At 58.7% G+C, this 26,273-nt stretch carries 19 protein-coding genes; 5 read left to right on the top strand and 14 right to left on the bottom strand.

The window, feature by feature from the left end; genetic code table 11:
* Positions 1 to 3: 3 nt before the first annotated feature.
* The 6 genes from ACFP6B_RS05365 to ACFP6B_RS05340 form a co-directional block, all read right to left on the bottom strand.
* On the bottom strand, positions 4 to 1,530 hold the full coding sequence (locus ACFP6B_RS05365; protein WP_377127788.1) for a lipopolysaccharide biosynthesis protein: 1,527 nt from the start codon (positions 1,528 to 1,530) through the stop codon (positions 4 to 6).
* On the bottom strand, positions 1,530 to 2,816 hold the full coding sequence (locus ACFP6B_RS05360) for an O-antigen ligase domain-containing protein (RefSeq protein ID WP_377127785.1): 1,287 nt from the start codon (positions 2,814 to 2,816) through the stop codon (positions 1,530 to 1,532). Before ACFP6B_RS05360 ends, ACFP6B_RS05365 begins: the two co-directional genes overlap by 1 nt.
* 5 nt (positions 2,817 to 2,821) lie before the next feature.
* On the bottom strand, positions 2,822 to 3,733 hold the full coding sequence (locus ACFP6B_RS05355; protein WP_377127783.1) for a glycosyltransferase family 2 protein: 912 nt from the start codon (positions 3,731 to 3,733) through the stop codon (positions 2,822 to 2,824).
* The gene (locus ACFP6B_RS05350; RefSeq protein WP_377127780.1) at positions 3,733 to 4,479 is read right to left on the bottom strand and encodes a CDP-alcohol phosphatidyltransferase family protein; all 747 of its coding nucleotides are present in this window, start codon (positions 4,477 to 4,479) and stop codon (positions 3,733 to 3,735) included. The genes ACFP6B_RS05355 and ACFP6B_RS05350 overlap by 1 nt, the downstream gene beginning before the upstream one ends.
* Positions 4,480 to 4,727: 248 nt before the next feature.
* The gene (locus ACFP6B_RS05345; protein WP_377127777.1) at positions 4,728 to 7,820 is read right to left on the bottom strand and encodes a fibrinogen-like YCDxxxxGGGW domain-containing protein; all 3,093 of its coding nucleotides are present in this window, start codon (positions 7,818 to 7,820) and stop codon (positions 4,728 to 4,730) included.
* Positions 7,821 to 7,844: 24 nt separating this feature from the next.
* On the bottom strand, positions 7,845 to 8,600 hold the full coding sequence (locus ACFP6B_RS05340) for a hypothetical protein (RefSeq protein ID WP_377127774.1): 756 nt from the start codon (positions 8,598 to 8,600) through the stop codon (positions 7,845 to 7,847).
* Between the two features lie 354 nt (positions 8,601 to 8,954).
* On the opposite strand from ACFP6B_RS05340, the gene mfd reads away from it, so the two are divergent.
* Complete coding sequence (gene mfd / locus ACFP6B_RS05335) at positions 8,955 to 12,599, top strand: transcription-repair coupling factor (RefSeq protein WP_377127771.1); 3,645 nt, start codon at positions 8,955 to 8,957, stop codon at positions 12,597 to 12,599.
* Positions 12,600 to 12,756: 157 nt separating this feature from the next.
* Here the strand turns inward: mfd and ACFP6B_RS05330 are convergent, their stop codons facing one another.
* The 4 genes from ACFP6B_RS05330 to ACFP6B_RS05315 form a co-directional block, all read right to left on the bottom strand.
* On the bottom strand, positions 12,757 to 13,035 hold the full coding sequence (locus ACFP6B_RS05330) for a hypothetical protein (protein WP_377127768.1): 279 nt from the start codon (positions 13,033 to 13,035) through the stop codon (positions 12,757 to 12,759).
* A gap of 87 nt (positions 13,036 to 13,122) precedes the next feature.
* Complete coding sequence (gene deoC / locus ACFP6B_RS05325; RefSeq protein ID WP_377127765.1) at positions 13,123 to 13,815, bottom strand: deoxyribose-phosphate aldolase; 693 nt, start codon at positions 13,813 to 13,815, stop codon at positions 13,123 to 13,125.
* Between the two features lie 29 nt (positions 13,816 to 13,844).
* On the bottom strand, positions 13,845 to 15,533 hold the full coding sequence (locus ACFP6B_RS05320; protein WP_377127762.1) for a phospho-sugar mutase: 1,689 nt from the start codon (positions 15,531 to 15,533) through the stop codon (positions 13,845 to 13,847).
* A 17-nt stretch (positions 15,534 to 15,550) separates the two neighbouring features.
* Complete coding sequence (locus ACFP6B_RS05315; protein ID WP_377127995.1) at positions 15,551 to 16,375, bottom strand: purine-nucleoside phosphorylase; 825 nt, start codon at positions 16,373 to 16,375, stop codon at positions 15,551 to 15,553.
* Between the two features lie 81 nt (positions 16,376 to 16,456).
* Between ACFP6B_RS05315 and ACFP6B_RS05310 the strand changes: the two genes are divergently transcribed.
* Complete coding sequence (locus tag ACFP6B_RS05310; protein WP_346875484.1) at positions 16,457 to 17,875, top strand: NAD(P)H-quinone dehydrogenase; 1,419 nt, start codon at positions 16,457 to 16,459, stop codon at positions 17,873 to 17,875.
* Positions 17,876 to 18,085: 210 nt separating this feature from the next.
* Here the strand turns inward: ACFP6B_RS05310 and ACFP6B_RS05305 are convergent, their stop codons facing one another.
* The 3 genes from ACFP6B_RS05305 to ACFP6B_RS05295 form a co-directional block, all read right to left on the bottom strand.
* Positions 18,086 to 19,480 (bottom strand): MFS transporter, encoded by a 1,395-nt coding sequence (locus ACFP6B_RS05305; RefSeq protein ID WP_377127758.1) that lies wholly within the window; start codon positions 19,478 to 19,480, stop codon positions 18,086 to 18,088.
* A gap of 166 nt (positions 19,481 to 19,646) precedes the next feature.
* Complete coding sequence (locus tag ACFP6B_RS05300) at positions 19,647 to 21,464, bottom strand: acetyl/propionyl/methylcrotonyl-CoA carboxylase subunit alpha (RefSeq protein ID WP_377127755.1); 1,818 nt, start codon at positions 21,462 to 21,464, stop codon at positions 19,647 to 19,649.
* Positions 21,465 to 21,573: 109 nt separating this feature from the next.
* The gene (locus ACFP6B_RS05295; RefSeq protein WP_377127752.1) at positions 21,574 to 22,284 is read right to left on the bottom strand and encodes a Maf family protein; all 711 of its coding nucleotides are present in this window, start codon (positions 22,282 to 22,284) and stop codon (positions 21,574 to 21,576) included.
* Between the two features lie 108 nt (positions 22,285 to 22,392).
* Between ACFP6B_RS05295 and ACFP6B_RS05290 the strand changes: the two genes are divergently transcribed.
* The 3 genes from ACFP6B_RS05290 to ACFP6B_RS05280 all read left to right on the top strand — a co-directional run bounded on the left by ACFP6B_RS05290 (position 22,393) and on the right by ACFP6B_RS05280 (position 23,267).
* Positions 22,393 to 22,599: a CopG family ribbon-helix-helix protein gene (locus ACFP6B_RS05290; protein WP_377127749.1), complete on the top strand. Its 207-nt coding sequence runs from the start codon at positions 22,393 to 22,395 to the stop codon at positions 22,597 to 22,599.
* A complete protein-coding gene (locus ACFP6B_RS05285; protein WP_377127746.1) occupies positions 22,600 to 22,968 on the top strand; it encodes a type II toxin-antitoxin system death-on-curing family toxin in 369 nt (122 codons plus the stop codon).
* Positions 22,969 to 23,093: 125 nt separating this feature from the next.
* Positions 23,094 to 23,267 carry a DUF6973 domain-containing protein gene (locus ACFP6B_RS05280; RefSeq protein ID WP_377127743.1) on the top strand — a complete coding sequence of 58 codons (174 nt, stop codon included), beginning with the start codon at positions 23,094 to 23,096 and terminating at the stop codon, positions 23,265 to 23,267.
* Positions 23,268 to 24,540: 1,273 nt separating this feature from the next.
* Here the strand turns inward: ACFP6B_RS05280 and exaC are convergent.
* On the bottom strand, positions 24,541 to 26,064 hold the full coding sequence (gene exaC / locus ACFP6B_RS05275; RefSeq protein WP_377127740.1) for an acetaldehyde dehydrogenase ExaC: 1,524 nt from the start codon (positions 26,062 to 26,064) through the stop codon (positions 24,541 to 24,543).
* Between the last annotated feature and the right edge of the window lie 209 nt (positions 26,065 to 26,273).

Raw genomic sequence — 26,273 nt, 5'->3', positions numbered from 1 at the left:
AGCCTAGCGGCGAAGTTTGCGAGTGACTGATGTGACGAGTGTTTCAAGGCCGATTGCTTGGCGGAAGCGATAGATGAGAACTAAATAGAGAGGGATAAGAAGCAAGGCATAGGTAGCTAAGGCTAGCAGGCTTTGCCCCCAGATAAACACCGCGGTTGCTGCCCCCAGCCCTGGTGTCAGGGCTGCAAGGAGCATCACCGGTAGCACCTCACCGAGGCGCGGGCGGATACCCAGCTTGCCGTAGACCTGGGCAGTAGCTAGACCGCAGTCGGTCAGGACGGCTACCGCCCAGGCGGTCGCCGCCCCAGCAAGACCCCAGAGCGGTATAAGCGTCAGGTTCAGCACAAGCGCCACCGCGAGAGCAGACAGCTTGTTGTAGAGCTGCCAGCGGGCGCGTCCGCTCATGAGCAGAACCGACTGCACCCCGCCTGCTGCCATCTGCACCAGCATGGCAGCCCCGATGATGTAGAAAAGTGGGGCACCAGCGCTAAAACCATAGCCGAAGAAACCCAAAAGCACCGGGCCGAAGGCAGCGAGAGTGATGAAGAAGGGCCAGCCAACAGCAATGAGAATACGGGTGGCAGAAACAAAAATCTGACGGGCCCGCTCCCGGTCGCCGGTGGCCATAGCCGCTGAAATCTCGGGGCCAGTGACCACACGGGCAGTGTGCTCCACCATGGCCCCCACCCGCACACAGCGGTTGACAGCCCCGTAGACGCCGCTGGCAGCAGGCCCCAGGAAGAGACCGATCAACAACACGTCAATCCACTCGAGGAGAGCTTCGACCATGGCCGAGATGCCGCGAGCTGAGCTAAAAGCCCAGAAAGAGCGGGCAGACTCAGGCGCGGCTACAGCGGTAGGGGGCACCTGCTCAACCGCCAGGTGCTTGGCCTGGTAGGTGGGAATGTCCTCCTGCTGGGGCATATATTTCCACACCCACAGTGCTGCCACCGCAAAAACCACCAGCAAGGGCAGAGCCCAAGCAAGGGCCAGGTAGGCGATAGCGCCCGAGAAAGTTACAGCCAGTAGTAGGGCCCCAAGCCGTAGGGTCGGTAGCAGGGCCGACTGCAAGAAGGTGAACTCCACCGTGTGCCCAAGCCCCCGTAAGGCCCCAAAGCACAGGGTCATCCAGACCGAAACCAGCACAAAGGGGGCAGAGATGAGCACCGCAGCGCGGACGTCCGCGCTCAACCCCGGCGTTATCGCCGGTAGGGCACAGAGCAGGGCCACCATAGCTAAGACCAGGGCACTGACGGTTGCCGGGCCAAAAGCAAACCGCATCAAGCGCGGAAGACTGGAATAACGGCCCACAGCCCGCTGGGCGCTCATGGCCCGCACCAGGCCGGTATCGGCCCCAAAAACACAGAGGGAGGTAGTAAGCGCCAAGAAGGCCATAAGCTGGAAGAAAGCACCCGCCCCGGCCTGGCCCGAGCCGTTAGAAACAAGCAAGGTAGCCGCAAAAGCCGCGGCAGAACCGTAGATCACATAGAGCGATGAAAAAGCACCGCTCCGGGCAAGAGACCTAGCCACTAAAGCCCCTCCCCGTACATGCGAGAGCGCATCATCAAAGCCACCGACAGCATCAGGACGGTCAGCTGAATAACGTCAAAAGAATAGAAGAAAATCACTGCCAAAGCTGCGACAGTCACCGAATGAACCCACATGCCGGTCAGCGAAGCCACATTCCAGGTATTGACCAGAACAGCGATAAGGTAGAGCAGAAAAAGCCCCAGCCCCACAAAGCCAAAGCAGAACATGAGCGCCCAGACCTGCCCCTGGGTGCCCATAGAAACCCCCACACTATCGGCCATCTTAGAGGTGCCGTAGCCCACCAGGGGAGAACGCAGAGTATACTCAAAGGTCAGCTCATAAAGAGAAGCCCGACCACCAGTAGAGTCAGAGTACTCCTGACGGCCCAGAATCTGGCTGACCGCCCCGGAAGCCAGCAGATAGGTTACTGCCCCCGCAGCTAAAAGCACCCCCAGGCCGAAGGCCGGCCAGTTGCCCTTGAGCAGAAGTCGCAAGAGCACATAGGCGCAGGCAGAACCAAGACCAATAAACATGCCCCGGTTAGAAGTGGCCACAGCCGGCACCAGTGACAGGATCACCGCCACTGCCAGACCCAGCTGAATCTTCCTAGAATGAACACCGGTTATGACTGCAAACACCACCGGGGTCAGCAGGGCATAGGCCAAACCCCAGGAATTAGCGTAGGGGAAGGGGGCAGAAGGGCGGACATAAGCCTCTTCAGCCCCCCAGGGCCACTGAACCTCAGCCATAGGCGGTAGCACATAGTCCCTAACCAGCTCATTATTGAGCAGGGAACCTGGCACAATAAAGCTCATGGGAGTCGGCAGCCGGAAATCCGGGAAAGCCAAAGCTAAGTACCCCAAAATCACCAAGGTGAACCAGATGGTCAGTAAACCGCCCAGCATAAGGTGGTTGGGCACGCGCTCGCGGGCATTGAAAAAGTAGAGGGTATAGACACCGACGTTAAAGATGTTCATGTAGCGTTGGAACCAGCCCAGGAAGTCTGAGGCCGTGTCTATGGAGACAAGGCAGACCACCCCCCAGAACATGAGCGCACACCAGATCCACATGGTTGAGTGCACCAGTACATGGCGTCGCATGACCATGAGCACAATCATGCAGGCAGCAAGAATGGTGGGGGCAAACTGCATGAGACCCATGGCCCAGACGAGGGGAAAGCCGTAGAGCAACACCAGGATAGGCCATGCGGGCAGGGGCGCCCCGGCCGTGGGGGCCACGGCTGATAAGAAGCGATTGTGGCGGTGAGTTGGAGTCAGCACGGCCATGAGTTTTAAAGGCCTCGACCAGTCTTATTGACAGCTGCCAGAAGAGCTGAGGGGCTCACCAGCCCCAGGGCAACAGGAAGCGCTGCCCAGGCACGTAGCTGGGTGGGATCACGACGCAGGGTGGCGCGCACGTAGGCCAGGGAGAGCTTTTTGTTGCCCAAAGCTGCATGAATAAAGGCAATCTGCCCCGAAATACGGGCCAGACCCTTGGGGTCGGTCTCAAATTCGGGGAACTTGCGGAGTAGGTAGGTAAGACCCGCGGCCATGTTCTCCCACTTACCGGCAAAGAAAGACGGCCGATCCCAAAGAATCAGTACCAGGGGCTTTTCCACCGAGTAGATATCACCGAACTTAGTGGCACGCAGAAGCAGGTCGTAGTCTTCACCGTAAGCAGCTGGTAAGTCCTCATCAACCAGCCCCACGCGTCCTACCAAATCTGACCTGCGGTAGAGCATTGCCGAGGGATGAATCTCAGTAATGCGCGAGCGGAGAAAATCTGTAAAGGTAGCGCGGGCAGGGGCAAACCGGTCGATATCCTTACCGCCGGAGCGCACACGAATACCCGAAGAAATAGCGATGGCGTGAGAGTGACGCTCCCACAGCTCTAGCTGGTCAGCGAGTTTTGTGGGCAGCCAGTAGTCATCGTCGTCGCAGAAGCCAAGAATCTCTCCGGTTGCTGCCTCAATACCGGTGTTGCGGCCACCGGCCAAGCCCTGGGGGCGGGCGTTGGGGATAGTGCGCAGGGAGCGGTTCTCAGGCACAAGGACGTCGGTGAGAGGGTCGATATCAACGTGGTCAAAGACTACCAGCACCTCAACATGACCGGTGTAGGTCTGGTCGAATAGAGCGGTAACCGCGGTACGCAGTAGCTCAGGACGCTTGCCGTTGGTGGCGATAATGACGGAAACACTCTGCATTAGGCACCTGCCGGTTGGGAGAGCGTGACGAACTTACGACGCATGGACAGCAGGACGGTGGCGGCGTTGGCAGCAAAGAGCAGACCATAGACCAGCACAAAGCCAAAACCGGTGCCCCAGAAAACGAAAATCCAACAGAAGGTGCCGGCGTCCATATGCAGGTTGAGGAAAGAACGGAGGGTTCCACCGGTTGCTGGGGCCGCAGTGCCCCGGTTGTTACGCAGCTGCTCAGCCAGAATCTGACTCATAAAATGCCCGGTCACCAGCACGGTGAAGGCCAGAGGTAGCCACCAGAGCGACCAGCCGGTAAAGGGAAAAGCTGCCGGGTACTTGATAAAGGCCACCAGAATAGTCAGATGCATAGCGGGGGTGCGCATAGCATCAACCACGTGGTCAAGCCACTCACCGGCGGGGGAGGACGCCCCCGTTACGCGAGCTACCTGGCCGTCCGCTGAATCTAGGGCATAGCCCAGGGCAAAAAGTAGGGCCGCGCCCAGGCCCTGGAGTAGTGAAGGTGGGAAGAAAATCATCAGGACCATACCCAGTACAGAAACACTGGCGCTTAGGGTAGTGACTCCGTTGGGGCCAAGCCCAAACTTGACCGCACAAGCTGCAAAAATACGGGCAATGCGACGGTTGACCCAGCGGGTATAGGCAGGAACCCCAGCCCCTGATTTTTGGGCAGAGTTGAGCTGTTTCAGTGTTTCCCTAAAGCCACGGGGGGCTACAGTGCGCGTGCTGGTCATAAACCCTGGTAAATCCTTGAAGATAAAACTTAAAAGGGGCAAGGCGTCGGGCAGAGACAGGCTGCTTCGCTGGACAAGAAAACAGGCTACCCCTGCAGAGCGACATGCTCGAATATTTAATTCTAGGTGAATAAATATGCCGACAATAGATGAAAACTAGCCCACAAACTATGACCTTCAACAAAACTTTGTGGCCTGTGCTCAGAGAACACAGGCCACAGCTGGGTGGGGTGGGAGGCAGGTCCTACCTACTTGCTACGGAGCACCGCTTCCATATCGAAGGTGGCACTCTGGGAGCGACGGTAAGAATGAACCTCAACAGCAATCACATTCTTACCCTGGTTGAGCTGGCTGGCAGGAATAACCACGGTAATGGGGCTAGCCTTGGCCAGGGAATACTCAACAGGGCGCTGGGCCGGAGTGTTAGGTGCGGCACTGGCCATCAGGTTGGTGCGATTGACCTCCCGGCCATTGACGTAGATAGCGATACCGTCATCGGCGTAGGTGGTCAAGACCAATTCCTGGTTAGCCTGCGGTGACAGCTCTAGCTCCTTACGCAGGAACATCGACATGGGCTGACTGTAGTAGGCAAACTGCAGGCGGGTTGCCAGGGAGAATTCCCCCCAGCCAATGGAGGTAGGGGCAACATACCACTGGCGGGCAGTGTTGTAGGCGTAGGTGGTGTTACGCCAGGTCTTGTCGTACTCATTGGTCAGGTAGAAGGCCACATTCCAGTTATCACCGGAGGAGATGACCTGCTGGTCGGCCGGCTTGGCAGGTTCAGCCGGTGCTACCGGTTCAGCAGGAGCCGGGTTCTCTTCAACAACCGGGGGAACGGGTTCCTCGGTAATCTCTTCGATGGGCTTGACGCTTGCAGTAGCCGTGGGTTCAGCGGACGGAGCTGCGGTAGTGGCTTGAGCGGTCGGCTCCGCAACAGCCTCGCTGGTGGCCTCAGCGCTTGGTTCAGCTGTAGGTTCTACCGGTGCCTCCGGCCTAGAATCTAAGGTGGGATCCGGGGTGGGGACAGGTTGGGCGGCTACAGCTACCGGGGTAGAAGCAGAGAGGTTACCGGCTGCATCTGCAACGCGTACAAAGTAACGGGCCTCCTCAGTGGTGGGCAGCTTGTAGCTGGTCTCTGAGGTGGAAGCGATAACCCGGTTATCGCGCAGAATCTGGTAGGTAACGCCCTTTTCTGACACGCCCGTCCAGGTCAGGGTGTCGGTCTGCCCGTCACTGGTGACAGCCAGATTACTTGCACTGCCTGGCGGAGAGGAATCAAGCGGGGCGTAGCGGGCAAAGCCCACAGTCTGTTGTACTCCGTTATAGCCCAGGGAGCGAGTGATGTCACCGCCTACCCAGAGGGTGCCGGTGGAGTCGGTAAAGGAAGCCCAGACACCGTGGCCCTTAGCTCCTTGCAGACTGGGGTTGAACTGGGGCAGAATTTCGCCGGTCTGAGCATCAAAGGCGCTAATCAGGCGAATGGTGTTAACACCCTTGTAGGTGGGGGCAGTCCAAGGGTTATCGAAAGTGTTTGCGCCGGAGTAGATCCAGTCCCCGCAGTGGCAGGCGGCATAGAGCACGCCCTTGTTCATGGATAGGTCTTGGAAGTCGCCACCGCTCTTGGTGATATAGGTGGTAGGACGTTCAGCTAGCTTGTCTTTCTTGTACTGGGCCAGGAGGTGTTCTGCGCCTGCGGCCCAGATGGTTGAACCGGCATCCTGCACATCGAACTGGAAACCGTCACGGGGGGTAGGGTTGGAGGCCCGATGGGAGAGAGTCCACTCCCACTGCTGGGCCAGGGCCCCAGTGGTGGTATTGAGGTAGGCCAGCTTCCAGGCCCGCTGGTTATTGACGCTAGAGAAGTAACCGGCCAGGGCAACGCCATCCTGATTAGCTGAAATGCCGTTTACGGTTCCGTTAGTGACAGGACGCCAGGACCAGTCTACAGAGTTGTCTTTCAGGCGGAAGCGGGCAATGTTCTTAGAGTAGGCGTAGGTTGCGGAGGTAGCCCCCTTAACGTGGGTAAAGGTGCCCCCGATATAGACATAGCCCCCCTCTAAGGTAATGGACTTAACAGAGGAAACGCCGCTGGCATTACGGTTTACCACGTCCCAGCCCAGGGAGGTATCGGTAGCGCCGGTGACCGGGTCAAGTATGACAAAACCGTTGGCAGGCTGACCATTGACCCTGGTAAATTCACCACCCACAGCTAGTTTGCCGTTAGGTAGCGGGGAGATAGCCTTGACCTGGCCATTGAGCTGGGGGGTAAAGGTGCGTACCAGCTCACCGCTGATGACATCGTAACCGGCAATAAACTTCTGCTGGACCTTCTCCCCGGTGGTAGCGTTCTCCACGAAAGCGAAGTCGCCGCCGGTGTAGACCGTGCTACCTAGCTGGTTAATGGCCTGAACCCGGGTATTGAGCTCGCTGGTGGATCCGGTGCCACTCTCAGCGCTGGTGCGCCAGATCAGGCGGGAAGAGAAGCTGGCCGGCAGGGCCAGCTGACTTTTTTCTTGGCTTCCGCTATCTGCAATGTCACTGAGCTTCAAATCTGCCTGGGTGAGCTTGGGGCGCAGAAAAACCTGGGTAAAGGGAATGGCGTAACCGGCCTGTCGGGGGGACCAGAGATAGGAGGTTGCCGTATCGGTTCCCTGAATCAGCCGTCCGTAAGCAAAACCAATTTTCCAGGACTGGTTGCTCCGCCCGTAAAAATTATTGGCGTAGTAGTAGTCATTATTGTTAGAGATACGGTTGATGGACTCCGGGTAGCTGCGGTCAGGGCCTAGGGCAGGGTCGTTATCGTAGCGAATATTTTCCCAGGGGTGGTAGGCAGAGAGGGTCCAGGACCACTTCTCGGTCTTGGTGCGCTTAGCGTACATATTCTGCCAAACGCTACCGGTAGCGTTACCGGCCCGGTAGAAGCGGACGCCGTCTTCAAGATCTTGAACCTTAGTCTCACCGAGGAGGGCATCGACGGTCTGTGAAGGTAGCTGGACGGGGGAGAAGGCATCCGTACCATCGGGGTTAGTGGCTAGCTGTCGGGGGTCGCCCTTACCGGCGTAGTTTTCGCTCCAGCCTTCACGGCCCCGACCAATCATGACCCAGCCGCCACCGTCAGTTTCCTGGTCGCAGTAGAACTGGGCAGGGGCGTCCATCTCATCGGTCCAGAGCCAGTAGGCTCCTGACTTTGATTCGGGATCGTTCTGTTTGATTTCCCAGCAGGAGGCTGCTGCGGTTTCGCTGCTGAGGCCATTGGCCACGTATTCATCGGTGGCGATAGCACCGGGAATGACGGAAACGCCAAGCCCCAGAGCAAGCGCACCGACAGCGATCTTCGTCAATAGTGAGGGTTTTTTCATGTGTGTTTAGCAATCTGCGTTGTTGGGGAAGTCATGGGAAGCGATTTTCCAGGCTCCCTTGTCTTCTATCAGAGTGAAAATGTTGAGTGAGCGGGTGAACTGGGGTTCACTGACAGGCTTGTTGTTTTCGTCCACTACCTTGACCTGGGAGGAATCGAGGCATACTTCAAGAATCTTGGCGGGCTGCCCCTCGTAGCTACCTTCGGCAAGGCGCGGACTCCCTACAAGGGTGGATTTTCCCTCCACCCGCCAGCCGGAGAGAGCGTATTCGGTAGCTGTGGCCAGGTACTGATCCAGGGCCGTGCCGGTAGCCGCTGCTTCAAGCTGTGATGTGGTTTCGGCGGAGACGTAGCTTTCAACCGCGTTCTCGTTGGCCTGTACGCTTTCGGTGTCGCCTGCGATATCGCTTGAAGTATCTTCTTGTGATATTGAGGTGCTGGCCGGCTCGATACCTGCTAGGGCTCCTTGGACGTCGCTGTAAAGCTGCTCGGCGGTTTGAACTTCTTCCGTGTCTACGGTAGCTTCACTGGCTTCGGCAAGAGCTTCGGAGCCTGCGAAGTTTTCGGTCAAGGTTTCGCCTGCGCTATTGGTGGCTTCGGCGGTGGTCGTGGTGCTGGACGCGCTCGCTGAAGCTACTTCATTCTCTGCCGACGAGCCGCAGGCGGCTAGGGCGAGAGTGGCGCTAGCGCACAGGGCAAGGACGCCGGTGCGCAGGCTAGAGGCGCGCAGGGCAGAAGAGAGGGGTATCCCTAATCGTTTCATTCAGTCCCTAAAAGTTGTGGTGCGTGGGTTGGAGCAAAGTCTGCTGGTTCTCCGTGCGAATGGAGTGGGGTTCTACCAGGGCGCTTTGCTGGTCACTTCATACTACCGGTTGGCACCTGGCAGGGGTAATAGCCTTAGATGGAAAATATGGGGTTACGCGGTAGTAACTTATAGGGACAAGAATAGTTTTGTTCAAAAATAGTATTGGTGTTTATCACATCTGTATTACTTGCTGTTGGTAGGTGCCTTATCGTGGGTCCTTACCTGCCCGGTGGGCTCTAGAGACTGCGGGTCTAGAGGGCCCTATGGGATAATGGAACCTACACCAACCGGCCTTACCCCAGGGGAGCGAAGATGTCACTGAGCGGCCTTTCTCAAGCCCTCACCCATGAACCCAGCTACACAGCAATCATCACCCAGGCAGGTGCAGACCTCAAAGCCCGCCTGGATGAATTTCTGATTGGTTCCCCTGACGGGGCGCGCCCTTTTCTTCTTGCAGGTATAGCCCAACAGCTTGCCGCTCAGAGCCAGCCGACCCAGCCCGTCCTGCTTGCTGTGACCGCCACCGATCGTGAAGCTGAAGATACTGTCACTGCCTTGGGCGCCCTGATGGAAGACGGCCAGGCCCAGCTCTTCCCAGCCTGGGAAACCCTGCCCCACGAGCGCCTTTCGCCTCGTAGCGATACCGTGGGCCAGCGCCTGTCGGTCTTGCGCGCTCTTGCCGAGGGGGGCGCGTCCGCCCCTCGCATTGTGGTAGCCCCCATCCGTTCGGTGCTGCAGCCTCTAGTTGCAGGGTTAGAGAACATGCAGCCGGTGACCTTACGCGTGGGCGAGGAACAGGATTTTGATTCCTTAGTTAAATCTCTCGCTTCAGCTGCCTATTCCCGCGTTGACCTGGTGTCTAAACGCGGGGAATTTGCTGTACGCGGCGGTATCATCGATATTTTCTCACCGACCGCTGCCCACCCTGCCCGCATTGAATTCTTCGGGGACGAGGTTGAAAATATCCGCTGGTTCTCGGTTGCTGACCAGCGTACTTTACCCGGCAAAGACCACCCCACAGAGCTGCTTGCTCCCCCCTGCCGCGAGCTTCTCATTACCCCCGCTGTGATGAGCCGGGCTGCCCGACTCAAAGGGTCCTTCCCCGGGGCTGCCGCCATGCTCGAAAAAATTGCCGGCGGTATCTACGTCGAAGGCATGGAATCCCTCATCCCTCTGCTGGTCGACGATATGGTCACCCTGCTGGATCATCTGCCCGCTGGCTCTTTGCCCGTCATCATCGAACCTGAAAAGGTACGCTCTCGTGCAACCGATTTAGTAACGACCAACGAAGAGTTCCTGCTCGCGGCCTGGGACTCGGTGACAGAGAGCACGGACGCCCCCATTGACCTGGGGGCCAATGGACCCGACGGTCTGAGCGCCGGTAGCTTCCGCACCATCGCTTCCCTGCGAGAAACCGCCCTCGCTAAGGGCTTTGGTTGGTGGGCTATCACGGCTCTGGGCGTGGACGACGCCATTGACGACGGCATCGATTCAGTGCAGCTTGCTGCCCGCGCCCCCCACACTTATTCGGGTAACGTCACCGAGCTACTGACCGAAGTCGGAAAAAAGGTGAAGGACGGCTGGCGCATCACCGTGGTCACCGACGGCCCCGGCCCGCTCACCCGCCTGCTCGACCTCTTCCAGGAAGCAGAGATACCGGCCTCCCGCGTAGAGTCCCTGACCGATCTGCCAGAGCCCGGCATTATCGAGATGACCACCGCCTCCATGGGGCGCGGCTTCATGATGGACTGCGAGAAGCTGGGCCTGCTGACCGAAGCCGATATTCTGGGCCGCACCAGCCCCTACGCCACCCGTGACCTGCGTAGCGGCAAGCTGCCCGTACGCCGCCGCAAGAACGCGGTCGACCCCATGAGCCTGTCAGCCGGTGACTACGTGGTGCACGAGCAGCACGGTATCGGCCAGTTCGTTGAACTGATCCAGCGCCCTATCGCCGGGGCCACAGTTACTCCGGGCCAGCCCAAGCCTATGAAGGAATATCTGGTTCTGGAATACGCCCCCTCGAAGCGGGGCGGGCCCAAGGACCGTCTCTTCGTGCCCTCCGACCAGCTAGACCAGGTCTCAAACTATGTGGGCGGAGATGCCCCGGTACTCTCGAAAATGGGTGGCTCAGACTGGGCTAAAACCAAGTCCAAGGCCCGCAAAGCTGTTAAGGAAATCGCAGCTGACCTGATTAAACTCTACTCAGCCCGCCAGGCCTCCCGCGGTCACGCCTTCGGGCCCGACACCCCCTGGCAACGGGAACTCGAAGAGGCATTCCCCTATAACGAGACTCCCGACCAGCTCTCCGCCATCAACGAGGTCAAAGCCGACATGGAGAAGGAAATCCCCATGGACCGCCTCATCTCAGGCGACGTGGGCTACGGCAAGACCGAAATCGCTGTGCGCGCAGCTTTCAAGGCTGTGCAGGACGGCAAGCAGGTGGCCGTCCTCGTTCCCACCACCCTGCTCGCCCAGCAGCACTACGAAACCTTCACCGAGCGATTCTCAGGCTTCCCCGTCTCTATCAAGGTGCTCTCCCGCTTCCAAAAGGCCAAGGAATCAGCTGAAATTGCCGAGGGTATTAAGAACGGGTCGGTGGACGTAGTTGTGGGAACCCACCGCATCCTTTCCGAGTCGGTGGACTGGAAGGACCTGGGCCTGGTCATCATCGACGAGGAGCAGCGCTTCGGCGTAGAGCACAAGGAAAAGCTCAAGACCATGCGCACCAACGTGGATGTTCTAGCCATGAGCGCCACCCCCATTCCGCGAACCCTGGAGATGTCGCTGACCGGCATCCGGGAGACGTCCACCCTGGCTACGCCGCCCGAGGAACGCCACCCCGTCCTCACCTTCGTCGGCCCCCGCACCGACAAGCAAATCACCGCCGCAATCCGCCGCGAGCTCATGCGCGAAGGCCAGGTCTTCGTGGTCCACAACCGGGTTTCTAGCATTGAAGAGACCGCCAACGAGATCCAGAAGCTGGTCCCCGAGGCCCGCATTGCCGTGGCCCACGGGCGCATGAGCGAATCCCGCCTGGAAAAAATTATCGTGGACTTCTGGGAACGCAAGTTCGATGTGCTGGTATCGACCACCATCGTTGAAACCGGCCTAGATATCTCCAACGCCAACACCCTGATCGTTGATCAGGCCCAGAACTATGGTCTGTCCCAGCTTCACCAGCTGCGCGGACGCGTGGGGCGCGGCCGCGAGCGCGCCTACGCCTACTTCCTCTACCCGGCTGAGAAGGTACTGACCGAGGTCGCCCACGAGCGCCTGAAGGCGGTAGCAACCCACAATGAGCTGGGCGCCGGTATGCGCCTAGCCATGAAAGACCTGGAAATTCGCGGTGCCGGTAACCTGCTGGGCGGCGAACAGTCCGGCCATATCGCCGGTGTTGGTTTTGACCTCTACCTGCGTCTGGTGGGTGAGGCTGTGGCTAACTTCCAGCACGGTGAGAAGGAAGAGGCACCTGCCGAGATTAAGGTGGATCTTCCGGTCAACGCCCACATGCCGCATGACTATGTGAGTTCAGAGCGTCTGCGTCTATCGGCCTACCGCCAGATTGCCCAGGCCCAGACTGCCGAGGAGCTAGCTGAGGCTCGCGAAGAACTGGTAGACCGGTACGGCACCCCACCTGCTCCGGTTGAGAACCTTTTCAAGGTCGCGGCTCTTCGCCACCGCGCTCGCGCTGTGGGGCTGACCGAGATTGTAGCTATGGGCCCCAAGGTTCGTTTCTTCCCGGTCAATGATCTGCCAGAATCGCGCCAGATGCGGCTGGATCGCATGTATCCGGGTGCCCAGTACCGTCAGATTCCGGGCACCGAGAACTGGCAGATTCTGGTGCCCCGCCCCAAGACGTCCGCTGTTGGGGGTAAAGACCTGGTCGATGATGCCATGGTGGAGTGGACCGAGCAGTTCATTCACGCCATCTTCGAGGCCGGCGTCGCCGGTTCATAACACGGTAGGTACCATCTGAGTCAGAAAAACCCAGCTGGTTTGTGGGTTTTTCTGAACTAGATGGTACCTACCCCCATCGGTGCTTCTGCAGGCAGAAGCAAGGGGCGGCCCACCTGTTCAGGTGGGCCGCCCCTTGCTATCAGCAGCGTGCGCCTCTTTACTTGAGTGAGAGCTCAGTGCCGCTGGTGCGAACCTTCTCGTTAGTCTTTGAAGGCAGGAACCACAGGGGGATGATGAAGGTGACGCCGTAGAGCAGTACAGCTACGGTCCACCAGCCCCAGCCGCCCTCGGGGTACATGCCCAGGGTGTAGAGGCAACCCAGTAGGAGTACGAAGCAGAGAACGAAGAGGGCGATGTTTGAGCCCAGCTCCTTGGTGCCTGAGTACTGGGGGGTGCCGTTGCGCTCGGGGGCGCCGTTGGCCTGAGTCTGTGACATGGGGAAGTCCTTTTCGTGTGTGTACTTTATTACTCAGTATAGGTGCTGCCTCAGCGGTTCGCACCATATGACAGAGAAGAACCTGGCTTAGTAGCCGCCCTCTGCTGCTTCGCCTACGCCGATGATGGCGATGCCCTTTGAGGCACCGATGCGGGTGGCGCCTGCTTCGATCATGGCGAGGGCTTCTTCGCGGGTGCGGACGCCGCCCGAAGCCTTTACGCCCAGATCGGGGCCGACGGTGGCGCGCATCAGGGCGATGTCTTCGACGGTTGCACCGGAGGACGAGTAGCCGGTGGAGGTCTTGACGAAGTCGGCCCCGGCTTCAACGGAGGCCTGGCAGGCCAGAACCTTCTGGTCGTCGGTTAGCTCGGAGGTCTCAATGATGACCTTGAGCAGGGCACCGCCGGCGTGGGTAGCCTCGGCGACGGCCTTGATATCTGCCACCAGGGCGTCCTTCTTACCTGCGCGGGCGTCGGCGATGTTGATAACCATATCGACCTCGCGGGCACCGGCCTCAACGGCGGTCTTGGCTTCGAAGGCCTTGACCTCGGTGGCGGAAGCGCCGAAGGGGAAGCCTACGACCACGCAGGGGACGGACGCTGACCCGGCCAGCTCCTCAGCCAGCACGGAGGCCCAGACGGGGTTGGCACAGACGGAGGCGAAGCCGTACTGCTTGGCCTCGGCGCAGAGGCGGCGGACGTCAGCCTCTGAGGCGGAAGGGGCCAGGATGGTGTGGTCAATCATGGCAGCCAGTTCGGCTGCTGAAAGTTCGAGAGTCATAGTGTTTCTTCCTTGAAATCTTGGTTTGTTTAGAGGCCCAGAGCCGCGGTCATATCTGCCTTGAGCAGGGCCAGTTTGGTGCTAGCAACCTGGCGGGCATCGGCTACGGAACCGCTGACCGGTACGACCACTTCGAGATAGCACTTGAGCTTGGGCTCGGTGCCGGAGGGGCGCACAATCACGCGGGTGGAGTCCTCGGTGTAGTAGCGCATACCGTCGGTGGGCGGCAGGGTTTCGGTGCCCTCGGTGAGGTCTTCGACCGATACCACGGGGGACTCGGCGAGCTCTGCGGGCGGGTTAGCGCGCAGGTGCTTCATCATCGCGGGGATCTGGGCGAGGTCGTCAACGCGGACGGAGAGCTGGTCGGTGGCGTAGAGGCCGTGCTCGGTGGCAATCTCATCGAGAAGCGCGGGGAAGGAGGAACCGGCGTCCTTAAGCTCCTGCGCGTAATCGGCCATGACCAGGGCAGCTGAGATGCCGTCCTTGTCGCGCACCTGGGCATGGTCAACGCAGTAGCCCAGCGCTTCTTCGTAGCCGAAAGTCAGGTTATCGACGCGGGCAATCCACTTGAAGCCGGTCAGGGTTTCGTAGTGGGCTACCCCCGCAGCCTTGGCGATGGCCCCTGCCAGGCGGGAGGAAACAATCGAGTTGGCGAAGGTTGCGCTTTCGGTATCGGTGACGGACGCCAGCACCCGGGTAGCTAGGATTGCACCGGTTTCGTCGCCCCGCAGCATCGCCCAGGCACCGTCTCGCTTGACGGCGAAAGCCGCGCGGTCGGCGTCCGGGTCGTTGGCGATAATCAGGTCGGCATCAACCTTCTCGGCCAGGGCCATGGCGAGGTCGAGGGCGCCGGGCTCTTCGGGGTTGGGGAAGGCCACGGTGGAGAAGTTCGGGTCGGGATCTGCCTGCTCGGGCACCAGGGTGACGTTGGTGAAGCCGGCCTGATGCAGCACAGCCTCAGCGGTCTTACCGCCCACCCCGTGCATGGGGGTCAGAACGATCTTGAGGTTGCGTTCCTTCTGCTCGACCAGGGGAGTGACGCGGGCGATGTAGTCGGTAGCCACGCTCTCGGGCAGGACCGTCCAGCCGTCAGCGGCCAGTACCGGGGTTTCAACAGCGGCGATAGCGGCTGCGATATCCCCGTCGTAGGGAGGGATAATCTGGGCGCCGCGGGCACCGGGCTCAACGGCCGCTCCGCCCAGGTAGACCTTGTAGCCGTTGTCGTTAGGCGGGTTGTGGGAGGCGGTGACCATGACGCCAATTTCAGCCCCGTATTCGCGGGTCGCCCAGGCGGTCACAGGGGTGGGCAGGGCTGAGGGCATGAGGTGAACCTTAATACCGGCAGCGGTGAAGATAGCGGCGGTATCGAGGGCGAAGACGTCCGAATTCTTGCGGGCATCAAAACCCACCACGGCAGAAATCTTCTCCCAGCCCTCGGCGGACGCGCGCGCGGTGGCGTAGTCTGCCAGGCCCTGGGCGGCACGCTGAACGACGACGCGGTTCATGCGCATGGGGCCAGCACCAAGTTCGGCGCGCAGACCCGCGGTGCCGAACTGCAGGGTGCCAGAAAAACGGTCGGCCAAATCGGCGGTTGCTACCTCATCGCCGGCCTCCACCTGGGCAATGATGCCCTCAAGCTGGGCTTTGGTTTCAGCGTCGGGATCGATAGCGGCCCAGGCACGGGCCTGCTCAAGAAGCTGCTGAGTATCTAGTGACATGGGGTTTCCTTGCGTTGTTAGAGGGCCGCAATAATATCTGCGAGCAGACGGGAAATGCGGGGGCCAGCAGCTTCGCCAGCTTCGATGACCTCGGCGTGGGATAGCGGGGTCTCCTGAATACCGGCAGCCAGGTTGGTGACCAGTGAGATGCCGAAGACCTCAAGACCCGCAGCGCGGGCGGCGATGGCTTCAAGAGCGGTGGACATGCCCACCAGGTCAGCGCCCAGTACACCTGCCATCTTGACCTCGGCCGGGGTTTCGTAGTGGGGGCCGGGGAACTGCATGTAGACACCCTCCTGCAGGGAGGGGTCAATGCCGCGGGCAATCTCGCGGATGCGCGGGGAGTACAGGTCGGTCAGGTCAACGAAGTGAGCACCGGTCAACGGGGACGCCGAGGTGAAATTCAGGTGGTCAGAAATCAGGACGGGCTCCCCGGCTGAGTAGGCGGGATTGAGACCGCCACAGCCGTTGGTGAGAATCATGGTGTCAGCGCCAGCTGCGGCTGCGGTGCGCACACCGTGGACGACGGCCTCAACGCCACGACCCTCGTAGTAGTGGGTGCGGGAGCCAATAACCAGGGCTCGCTTACCGTTCTCGGTCAGAATAGAGGTAAGGGTACCGGGGTGGCCCACGACGGCAGCCTTGTGGAAACCGGGGACCTCGTCGGCAGAGAGCACGTGGGTGGCTTCGCCAATGAGGGAGGCAGCTTCGCCCCAGCCTGAACCCAGCGTCAGCGCCAGGTCATGCTTCTCGACGCCGGTTTTCTCGGCAATGAAGTCCGCGGCCTCACGGGCACGAACCAGCGCCGGGTGGTTGGGATCAGCGGTGGAAACAGCAGAAATATTTGAATCATTCAACACCCTTCTACGGTACCAAACCTGCCCAGAGTTGAGTGCGCGTGCGATGTGCGACACAATAAAAGGGTGACTCTCAAAACAGACTACGCATCACACAAGATTGTTATTCTCGGTGGCGGCCCTGGCGGCTATGAGGCCGCTCTTGTTGCCGCTAGCCACGGCGCCGATGTTACTATCATTGAAGATAAGGGCATGGGTGGCTCGGCCGTCCTCACCGACGTCGTCCCCTCTAAGACCCTGATTGCCAGCGCGGACGCCCGCAACCGCTTTGGCAAGGCCCAGGAGCTTGCGATTTCGGTGGGGGATGATGACGCAGCCCCGCCCATCTCGGTTGACCTAGCCAAGGTTAACAAGCGCCTGATTGACTTAGCCCACCAACAGTCCCACGACATCAAGCGCACCCTGGAACGCAGTGGCGTGAAGGTGATCGACGGTCGGGGCAAGCTAGTGGACCGCCACACCGTGGAAGTTACCGACTCGACCGGCCTTACCTACGAGCTGACCACCGAATTCATTATTCTGGCAGTGGGCACCCACCCCCGTGAACTGCCCACCGCTCAGCCCGATGGCAAGCGCATTCTCAACTGGACCCAGCTCTACTCCCTGGAAGAACTTCCTGAAGACCTCATTGTGGTTGGCTCGGGCGTCACCGGTGCGGAGTTCGCCTCAGCCTATAACGGGCTGGGTTCTCGGGTTACCCTGATTTCCTCCCGTGACCGGGTGCTGCCCGGTGAGGATGAGGACGCCGCGACCGTCCTTGAAAATGTTTTTGAACGCCGCGGTGTGCGCGTCATGCCCCGCTCTCGCGCAGAGGCAGCCTGCTACAACGAAGCTGGCGACGGTGTTATCGTCACCCTGGGCGACGGACGTAAGGTTGCGGGTTCTCATGTACTCATTGCGGTCGGTTCTATCCCCAATACCGAGAACCTGGGGCTTGAGGATGCCGGGGTGGAGGTCAGCGAGTCGGGCCATATCAATGTGGACCGTGTCTCCCGCACTAGCATCCCCAATATCTATGCCGCCGGTGACTGTACCGGTGTTTACCCGCTGGCTTCTGTTGCAGCGATGCAGGGGCGTGTAGCTGTCTCGCACATGCTGGGTGATATCGTCAAACCCCTGCGTACCCACCAGGTGGCGGCCAACATCTTTACCGCCCCCGAGATTGCGACCGTGGGCGTGAGCCAAAGTGAGATTGAATCGGGTAAGTACCAGGCAGATATGGTCATGCTGCCGCTGGCCACTAACCCCCGGGCCAAGATGATGGCGGTCGAGGACGGCTTTATCAAAATCTTTGCCCGTAAGCACTCTGGCACCGTTATTGGCGGTGTGGTGGTGGGCCCCCGCGCCTCAGAGCTCATCTTCCCGCTATCGCTGGCTGTTGATAAGAAGCTGCACGTCGACGATATTGCTGAGACCTTCACGGTCTACCCCTCGCTGACCGGCTCTATCTCAGAAGCTGCGCGGCAGCTACACACTATGCAGTAGTAGATGAAAAGGGGAGGGGTAACGCCCGCTCTTGCCGACTAACCTTCTCGCTGGCTCGCTGACTGGCTCGCAAGCTCGCCAGATTCGCGCAGAGATTATTTTTCCTCGCGCGCTCGGAATCTCTACGCTCATCACAGCGATTCATGCCAGCCCCAGCCAGTCGGCTCCGAACGGGCGCTCCCCCTCCCTTTGTGTCGTTAAAGCTCTACCCTACTTAGCGCGGGCCATGGTGGTCAGGTCCACGTCGCGGGTTTCATGGGTGATCGCCATGAAGATCAGGGTGAGCAGACCTGCGCCGGCCAGGTAGAGGCCGACTGCACCCACACCACCGTTGGCGTTCAGCCACACCGCTGCGTAGGGGGTCAGTGCTGCGCCCAGGATGGATGCGACGTTGTAGCTGATACCTGAGGCGGTGTAGCGGACGTTGGTGGGGAAGAGTTCGGGCAGGTAGGCGCTCATGGAGCCGAAGGTCAGGCCCATGAGGGTCATGCCGATGGCCATGAAGAGGACGATGCGGCCGGTGTTGGCGTCCTCGCCGGTGCCGACGATGGAGGGGGCCATGAGGAAGCCGAAGGAGAGGCCGAAGATGATGATGGCGCCGGTGATGACGAGCTGGGAGGAGCGGCGGCCGTACTTGTCGGCTAGCCAGCCGGAGACCGGGACCATGGCTGCGAAGAAGAGAATGGTGATGAGCTGGATGACCAGGAATTCGCGGTAGGCGATGCCCAAGCCGCCCTTTTCTACCTTGCCGATGCCGAAGGAGAGGATCCAGGCGGTCATGAGGTAGAAGAGTACGTAGGTGGCGAGCATGATGAAGGTGCCCTGGATCATGGGCCACCAGGCTACCTTGAAGGCTTCTGCGAGCGGGGTCTTGACCTTTTCGTCTTTTTCGAGGGCCTGTTTGAAGACGGGGGTTTCTTCGAGCTTGAAGCGCACGTAGAGGCCGACTGCGACCATGACGATGGAGGCGATGAAGGGGATGCGCCAGCCCCAGACGAGGAAGTTGTGGTCGATGGTGTCGCCGGCTGCGAGGGAGGTGAAGCCCATGGCGATGGTGAGTAGCAGCATGAAGCCGTTGGCGAGGATGAAGCCGAACGGTGCGCCGAGCTGGGGCCACATGGCGGCGCGGGCGCGCTTGCCTTCTTCGGCGTATTCGGTGGCCAGTAGGGCTGCGCCTGACCATTCGCCGCCGAGGCCTAGGCCCTGGCAGAAGCGCAGGATGGTCAGCATGGCCGGTGCCCACAGGCCAATCTGGTAGTAGGTGGGGAGCAGACCGATGAGGAAGGTGGCGATGCCCATGGTCAGGAGTGCGCCGACCAGGGTTGCCTTGCGGCCTACCTTGTCGCCGAAGTGGCCAAAGACGATGGAGCCGATGGGGCGGGCGATGAAGGCTGCGCCGAAGGTCGCCATGGAGGCGAGGAGCTTGGCGGTGTCGTCCTCGCCGGTGAAGAAGAGGGCGGGGAAGACTGCCACGGCGGCGGTGGCGTAGATGTAGAAGTCGTAGAACTCGATGGTGGTGCCGATGAGCGATGCCAGGATGACGCGGCTGCGGGGCACGGTCTGCTCGGTGGCAGAAGAGGCCGGGGCGGTGACTGTTGTGCTCACGTGAACTCTCTAGTGGTGTATGGATTGTGCTGTATGGTTTTACTCTAAAACCGGCGTCCTCTATGTGAAACTTAGATTCCACTATGTGAGCATAGGAGTATGGGGTAAAGAGATAGGCCCCTCTGCCTGGCGGCAAAGGGGCCTATCTGAGCTTGTATGCGTAGGTTTACTTGATGGTTGCGATTATCGCCCCGGCGGAGACGGTATCGCCTGCCTTGAGCTTCAGCCCTGTGACCTTACCGGCCTTGTGGGCGGTGATGGGCTGTTCCATCTTCATGGCTTCTAGCACCACAATCAGGTCGCCTTCAGCTACCTTGGCGCCGTCCTTGACCGCTACCTTGACGATAGTGCCCTGCATGGGGCTGGTGAGCTCGTTGCTGTTGGCAGAGCCGGACGCCCCGCCGCGGCTTGAACGGGACTTGCGGGCCTTAGAAGCGGCAGCAGGCTTGGCTGAGGTGCCACCGATAGCGGGCAAGACAACTTCCATGCGCTTGCCATTGACCTCAACAGTGATTTTCTGCCGTTCCTCGTCAGCCTCGGGCAGGGTGAGGGCGCCGTCGTAGGCGGGCAGGGTGTTCTTAAATTCGGTTTCAATCCAGCGGGTATGAACGGCAAAATCACCGCCGGGGGCAGGGGCAAAGGCAGGCTCATCGAGCACCGCGCGGTGGAAGTTAGCGACGGTGGGCATGCCCTCAATGACTAGCTCACCCAGGGCCCGCTTGGCCCGCTGCAGGGCCTGCTCACGGGTTGCGCCGGTGACAATGAGCTTGGCAATCATGGAGTCAAAGTTGCCGCTGACGGTATCACCGGCAACCACGCCGGAATCCCAGCGCACGCCGGGGCCAGAAGGCACAACCAGCTTCTCGATGGTGCCGGGGGAGGGCATGAAGCTGCGGCCGGCGTCCTCACCGTTGATGCGGAATTCAAAAGAGTGGCCGCGCACCGCGGGATCGGTGGGCTCAATGGTCTCACCTCGGGCAATACGGAACTGCTCGCGCACCAGGTCAATGCCGGTGACCTCTTCGGATACCGGGTGCTCCACCTGCAGTCGGGTATTGACCTCAAGGAAGGAGATGGTACCGTCGGTCCCCACCAGGAATTCGCAGGTGCCAGCACCCTGGTAGCCTGCCTCGCGCAAGATAGCCTTGGAGGCCTCGTAGAGGCGCTCATTCTGCTCCTTGGTTAGGTAAGGGGCAGGGGCCTCTTCTACCAGCTTCTGATTGCGGCGCTGCAGGGAACAGTCGCGGGTCGAAACGACCACAACATTGCCGTGGGCATCGGCCAGGCACTGGGTTTCCACATGGCGGGGGGAGTCCAGGAAACGCTCGATGAAGCACTCGCCGCGACCAAAGGCAGCAATAGCCTCACGGACTGCTGATTCGTAAAGCTCACCGATGCCTTCGCGCTCACGGGCGACCTTGATGCCGCGTCCGCCGCCACCGAAGGCTGCCTTGATAGCAACGGGCAGGCCGTACTCGTCCGCAAAAGCCTCAACCTCTGCTGCGCTCTTGACCGGGTCCTTGGTGCCGGGCACCAGCGGGGCGCCGACCTTCTCGGCGATATGGCGGGCAGCTACCTTATCGCCCAGGCGGTTGATAGATTCAGGTGAAGGGCCGATCCAGGTGAGCCCCGCATCAATGACCTGCTGGGCGAACTGGGCGTTCTCAGACAGGAAGCCATAGCCGGGGTGTACGGCATCAGCACCAGAACGCTTGGCAACCTCAAGTAGCTTGTCCATGACCAGGTAGGACTCGGCCGCAGTGGTGCCACCTAGCGCGTAGGACTCATCGGCTAACAGTACGTGCTGGGCCTCGCGGTCGGGGTCGGCGTAGACAGCGACGGTTGCTAGCCCCTCGTCCTGGGCGGCACGAATAACGCGAACAGCAATTTCACCGCGGTTAGCAATCAGTACCTTGCTGACGGGGCCGGTGTGGCGCCCCTTCACCGGGGTAAAGGCCTGGGCCAGGTCGTTATGTGCAGTCACTGTGAAAGCTCCTCGGGTTATCGTGCCGTGCTGGCGTGCCGTTACTGGCTATGACGCATTATGAGCAGGCGCCGGGTGGTGGCGCCTCACAAAAGTCGTATCTTGAAATTTATCGCGAATTTTTCCAAATGTCGCTGATTGAAACACCAAAGTTAGCCAGCATTGTGCGTAGGGCATGCACCGAAAGCCCTACCACGGTGTGGTATTCGCCCTCAATTCCCTTAATGAAGGCCGCACCGAAACCGTCGATTGTGAAGGAGCCAGCCACCCACAGGGGTTCTCCGGTGGCCACGTAGCGCCGGGCTTCTTCGTCGCTGAAGGTATCGAAGTGGACGGTTGCTGTGCGCAACTCGCTGGCCTCGGGGTGCTTACTATTTGCTGTGTTCTGGGTAGCCTCTCGGGTATCGACCAGCCAATGCCCGGTGTGGAGCTGTCCGCTGCGTCCGCTCATAGAGGTGATGCGTTCTAAGGCTTTCTCGGCGCTACCGGGCTTGCCGTAAGCAACACCGTCGAGCTCGAAAACAGAGTCGCAGCCCAGGACCAGGGCACCGGCCGCTTCAGGCAGGGCCGCAACAGCCTGTGCCTTAGCCTTGGCTAGGAGCTGAGCTGTTTGTGCAGGTGTGATGTCACCTAGACCGGCCTCGTAGGCGGCCTGCTGGGCCTCGCGCAGGGCAGCGTCCTCATCGATGTCGCTGACAATGACGGTGAAGCGGACGCCGGCATCCTCCAGGAGTTTCTTACGGGCAGGGGATGAGGAGGCAAGGACGAGCCGTACCGGCTGTTCGCCTGCTAGGGCTGCGGTTTCAGTAGGGTTGTGCATGGGTAACAGTCTAACGGGGCTGACGAACCCCGAACCCACAACATGTGTGATGGGCCAAGTCTGCACATCGGTATGGAGCTGATGGTATCAACTTGGTATTGTGGGTGTATGGCTCTTACCGTGCGACTTCCTGAAGATTTAGACCACCAGCTTGCAGATTTAGCAGAGCGCGAGCATTTATCTAAGCACTCCCTCATCGTCGAGAGTGTGCGTCGCATGCTAGAAGAAAGAGAGCATCGGGCCATGGTAGAAGAGGGGCTTGCTTACGCGCTTGAGCATGATGCAAAAACTTTGGAACGATTAGCCGACTCATAAATGCAGCGGATTCAACTTGAAATTGCTATTGAGGTTATAACGCGTCTGGGTTTTTACGTTCGAGATGTAGGGCTGCTAGATTCGGCCTTAGAAAGACCTATCACGAGGGTGTATGGAGCTCACGTTTACCCTACGATTCCGCTGGCGGCTGCCGCTCAGAGCGAATCTCTAGCTCGGAACCACGCACTGGTTGATGGGAACAAGCGAACCACGCTGATTTTCCTCAATATCTTTTTGCGTATCAACGGATTAAAGCATGTGATGGATTCTGATACCTCCTACCGGCTCATTATGGACATAGCAGAAGGGCAGGAGAACCTTGAGTCAATCGCTAGCAGGTTAGATCCTTTCCTTATTCCTTGGAGCTAGTTTTGGCGGGGCGTCCGCTGGCTCAGGTGCAGATACTGGATTGGGCTTAAAAGGCTGTTGTCTTGCGGCAAATCGATGCCCAGCCTACTAGAGGCCCGGCAGGGCGTACCTGGTGTGGATTTGATATGGCAGCTGAAATGTCTGAAGATGCTGAAACCATTGCCAACAATCATGAGTCAGTAGCAGATGACCCTGAAGAGGAAGTAGTTATGGACTTACACAATAATGTTGTGGGGCGAGAGATTGGTCAGCGTGTTGGTACTGAGGATGATGCTAAACAGGGTGTCAGGACACAGTGACTTCTGATGAGCTGCAAGTGATAGGTTAGGTAAACCTAGACTCGAATTCCTTTCTGACAGAAAGAAGGCAGTATCGTTATGAATCTTGTAAAGAATCATAAACTCTTTTTTCTCTCCTTCTGTTTTTGGCTATTTTTGATGGCTTTTGAATATTTCGTCCGTTTTACTGCGGGGATAGCTTGCCATACTTCAAATGAGTATATTCAAGGCGAAGCCTATTGGGGGTTTTCCCTGTAATTGGAACTCGTTGTGTATGGGATAGCCTGCCTGATGGGGTGAGTGCTTATTCTGGTCCTGGCCTTACGACGGTGGCTGCTCCGGTGATTCTGTGTGCGTGGTTGTTAGAGGCTTGGTTGCAGGGGCGGAAGAAGAAAGAAGCTTATTCCAAAGGGTAGATGGAGCAGGCTCACGGCGAGCGTGAGCCTGCGGAACCCCTTATGAATAAGCTTCATATAATTGCTACCGAAGTGTTCTGCTCCTGATAATTTTCGTTGAACGAATACGCGGGAGTGAAAGATGTAAATCACAAAAAACTGTTGCAATGGCTGAGGGATAGAGTAATACACTTCTTTGACATAATCAAATCTCCTTGATGCCAGTTTGGTGAATGTAATCTACATTATACAGCATGGGGCCGTGTGGGTGTCAATAGGAAATTGAAAAATTAAATGAGGGTCTGGCTGTATAAATCAATAACTATTTCTTAAAAAGAAGACTTTTGAAAAAGGCAATAAAAAATACTAGAACTATACATACCAAAGAGCTTGCTACAAGTGTAAGAACCAGGTTAACAATAAAGTTAAACTCTAAAATACTGTCGAATAACTTAATAAATATAAATGCACTAAAAATTCCAACTATTGTTATAAAATAATCCTTGAATGTTTTTCCTCTGTCATCCTAAGGTGCCTCCGTTGAATATTCTAATTTTATACTATTCTATATTTTATTTTTAATTCTTATGTAAGTCAAGAGAATTTATTAGGGTCCTTTAATTTAAAACGTTCGACGTATCTCATCGAACAAGAATTTTAGTTGCCTCACTATTGAGGAAAGTATGATGCTTGTCATGCGGAAAAGGGCAACAATGTGGAACTGGTAGATAGTAAGGCTTATTCATAAGGATAAGTGGAGCAGGCTCACAGCGAAGCTGCTGGCTCGGCGGCTGGCGTGAATCGCCTTGTGAGCGAAGCGAACCAGGCGAGAGGGTCGGCAGCGAGCGTGAGCCTGCGGAACCCATGATGAATAAGCCTTAAGCTATCAGAGGCAGGTTTTAGAAGAGCCCCATCGGCTTATCTGAGTAGCTGACCAGCATGTTCTTGGTTTGCTGGTAGTGCTCAAGCATCATCAGGTGATTCTCGCGGCCGATGCCTGACTTTTTGTAGCCACCGAAAGCGGCGTGGGCCGGGTAATTATGGTAGTTGTTGATCCAGACACGGCCAGCCTGAATGGTGCGGCCTGCCCGGTAGGCGGTGTTCTGGTCACGACTCCAGACGCCCGCGCCCAGGCCATAGTCGGTGTCATTGGCAATTCGCATAGCCTCATCGAAATCAGTGAAAGAGGTAGTAGCCAGAACGGGGCCAAAAATCTCTTCCTGGAAGATACGCATGTCGTTGCTGCCGGCAAAGACGGTCGGCTGAATGTACCAGCCATCTGCCAGGTCACCGCCCAACTCGCAGGCCTCGCCGCCGACGAGAACGTCCGCGCCCTCGTCCTTACCAATCTTCAGGTAGCCGGTAATCTTGTCCCACTGTTCCTTAGAAGCCTGGGCACCGACCATGGTTTCGGTATCGAGCGGGTTGCCCTGCTTCATGGCCTTCACACGCTCGATACCGGCCTCGAGGAAGGAATCGTGAATCGGCTTCTGAATCAGCGCACGCGAGGGGCAAGTGCAGACCTCGCCCTGGTTCAGACCGAAGGAGGCAAAGCCCTCTAGCGCCTTGTCGTAGAAGGAGTCCTTCTCAGCAGCAACATCGGCAAAGAAGACGTTGGGGGACTTACCGCCCAGCTCCAGGGTAACCGGGATGATGTTGTCGGCTGCGGCCTTCATGATGATGGAGCCGGTGGTGGTCTCGCCGGTAAAAGCAATCTTACGGATGCGCTTGCTGCCAGAGAGGGCGGCGCCTGCCTCGGGGCCAAAGCCGTTCACAACGTTCAGCACACCGGCGGGGAGTACATCCTTCCACAGGTCAACCAGGTAGAGCACCGAAACCGGGGTCTGCTCGGCGGGCTTGAGCACGATGGTGTTGCCCGCTGCCAGGGCCGGAGCAATCTTCCAGATGGCCATAAGGATGGGGAAGTTCCAGGGGATAATCTGGCCGACCACGCCCAGTGGCTCGTGGAAGTGGTAGGCCACGGTGTTCTCGTCAATCTCTGACAGGCGGCCTTCCTGGGTGCGGATAGCGGACGCGAAGTAGCGCAGGTGGTCAACGCCCAGCGGGATGTCTGCGGCCAGGGTTTCACGCACGGGCTTGCCGTTCTCCCAGGTCTCCGCCACGGCGATGGATTCCAGGTTATCTTCCATAATTTGGGCCAGCTTGAGCAGTAGGTTAGCGCGCTCGGTGGGGGAGGTCTTGCCCCAGGTCTCAAAAGCCTTCCAGGCTGCGTCAATAGCCTTGTCGATATCAGCTGCGGTACCGCGGGCGACTTCTGCAAAGGGCTTGCCGTTAACCGGGGAGATATCTTCAAAATACTGGCCCTCGGCCGGGGCTACCCATTCCCCTCCGATGAAGTGGTCGTAGCGGGACTTGAAGGTGGTGATGGAATCTGCTGAGCCGGGTGCGGCGTAAACAGTCATTGTCTCTCCTTTGAGTTGTGTCTGACTACGGGTAGGCAGCCAGGGCCTACCTGTTCATAAAAAGCACATAAAAGTAACTTGAATCACAGTTTAGTGGTGGGTTGTGTAAAAGTGAAGAGCGCTACATGAAAAACCCTGTCGGTCTGTGACCTGCAGCAAAATATGTCCTAGCTTTACACCCCGATTCACAAGCCCCAACCCCCGGCGTA

This window comes from Rothia nasimurium, assembly GCF_042660305.1.
Lineage (GTDB): Bacteria > Actinomycetota > Actinomycetes > Actinomycetales > Micrococcaceae > Rothia > Rothia nasimurium.
Note: the sequence above shows the minus strand (reverse complement) of the source record. Positions and strands in the feature narration are given on the sequence as shown.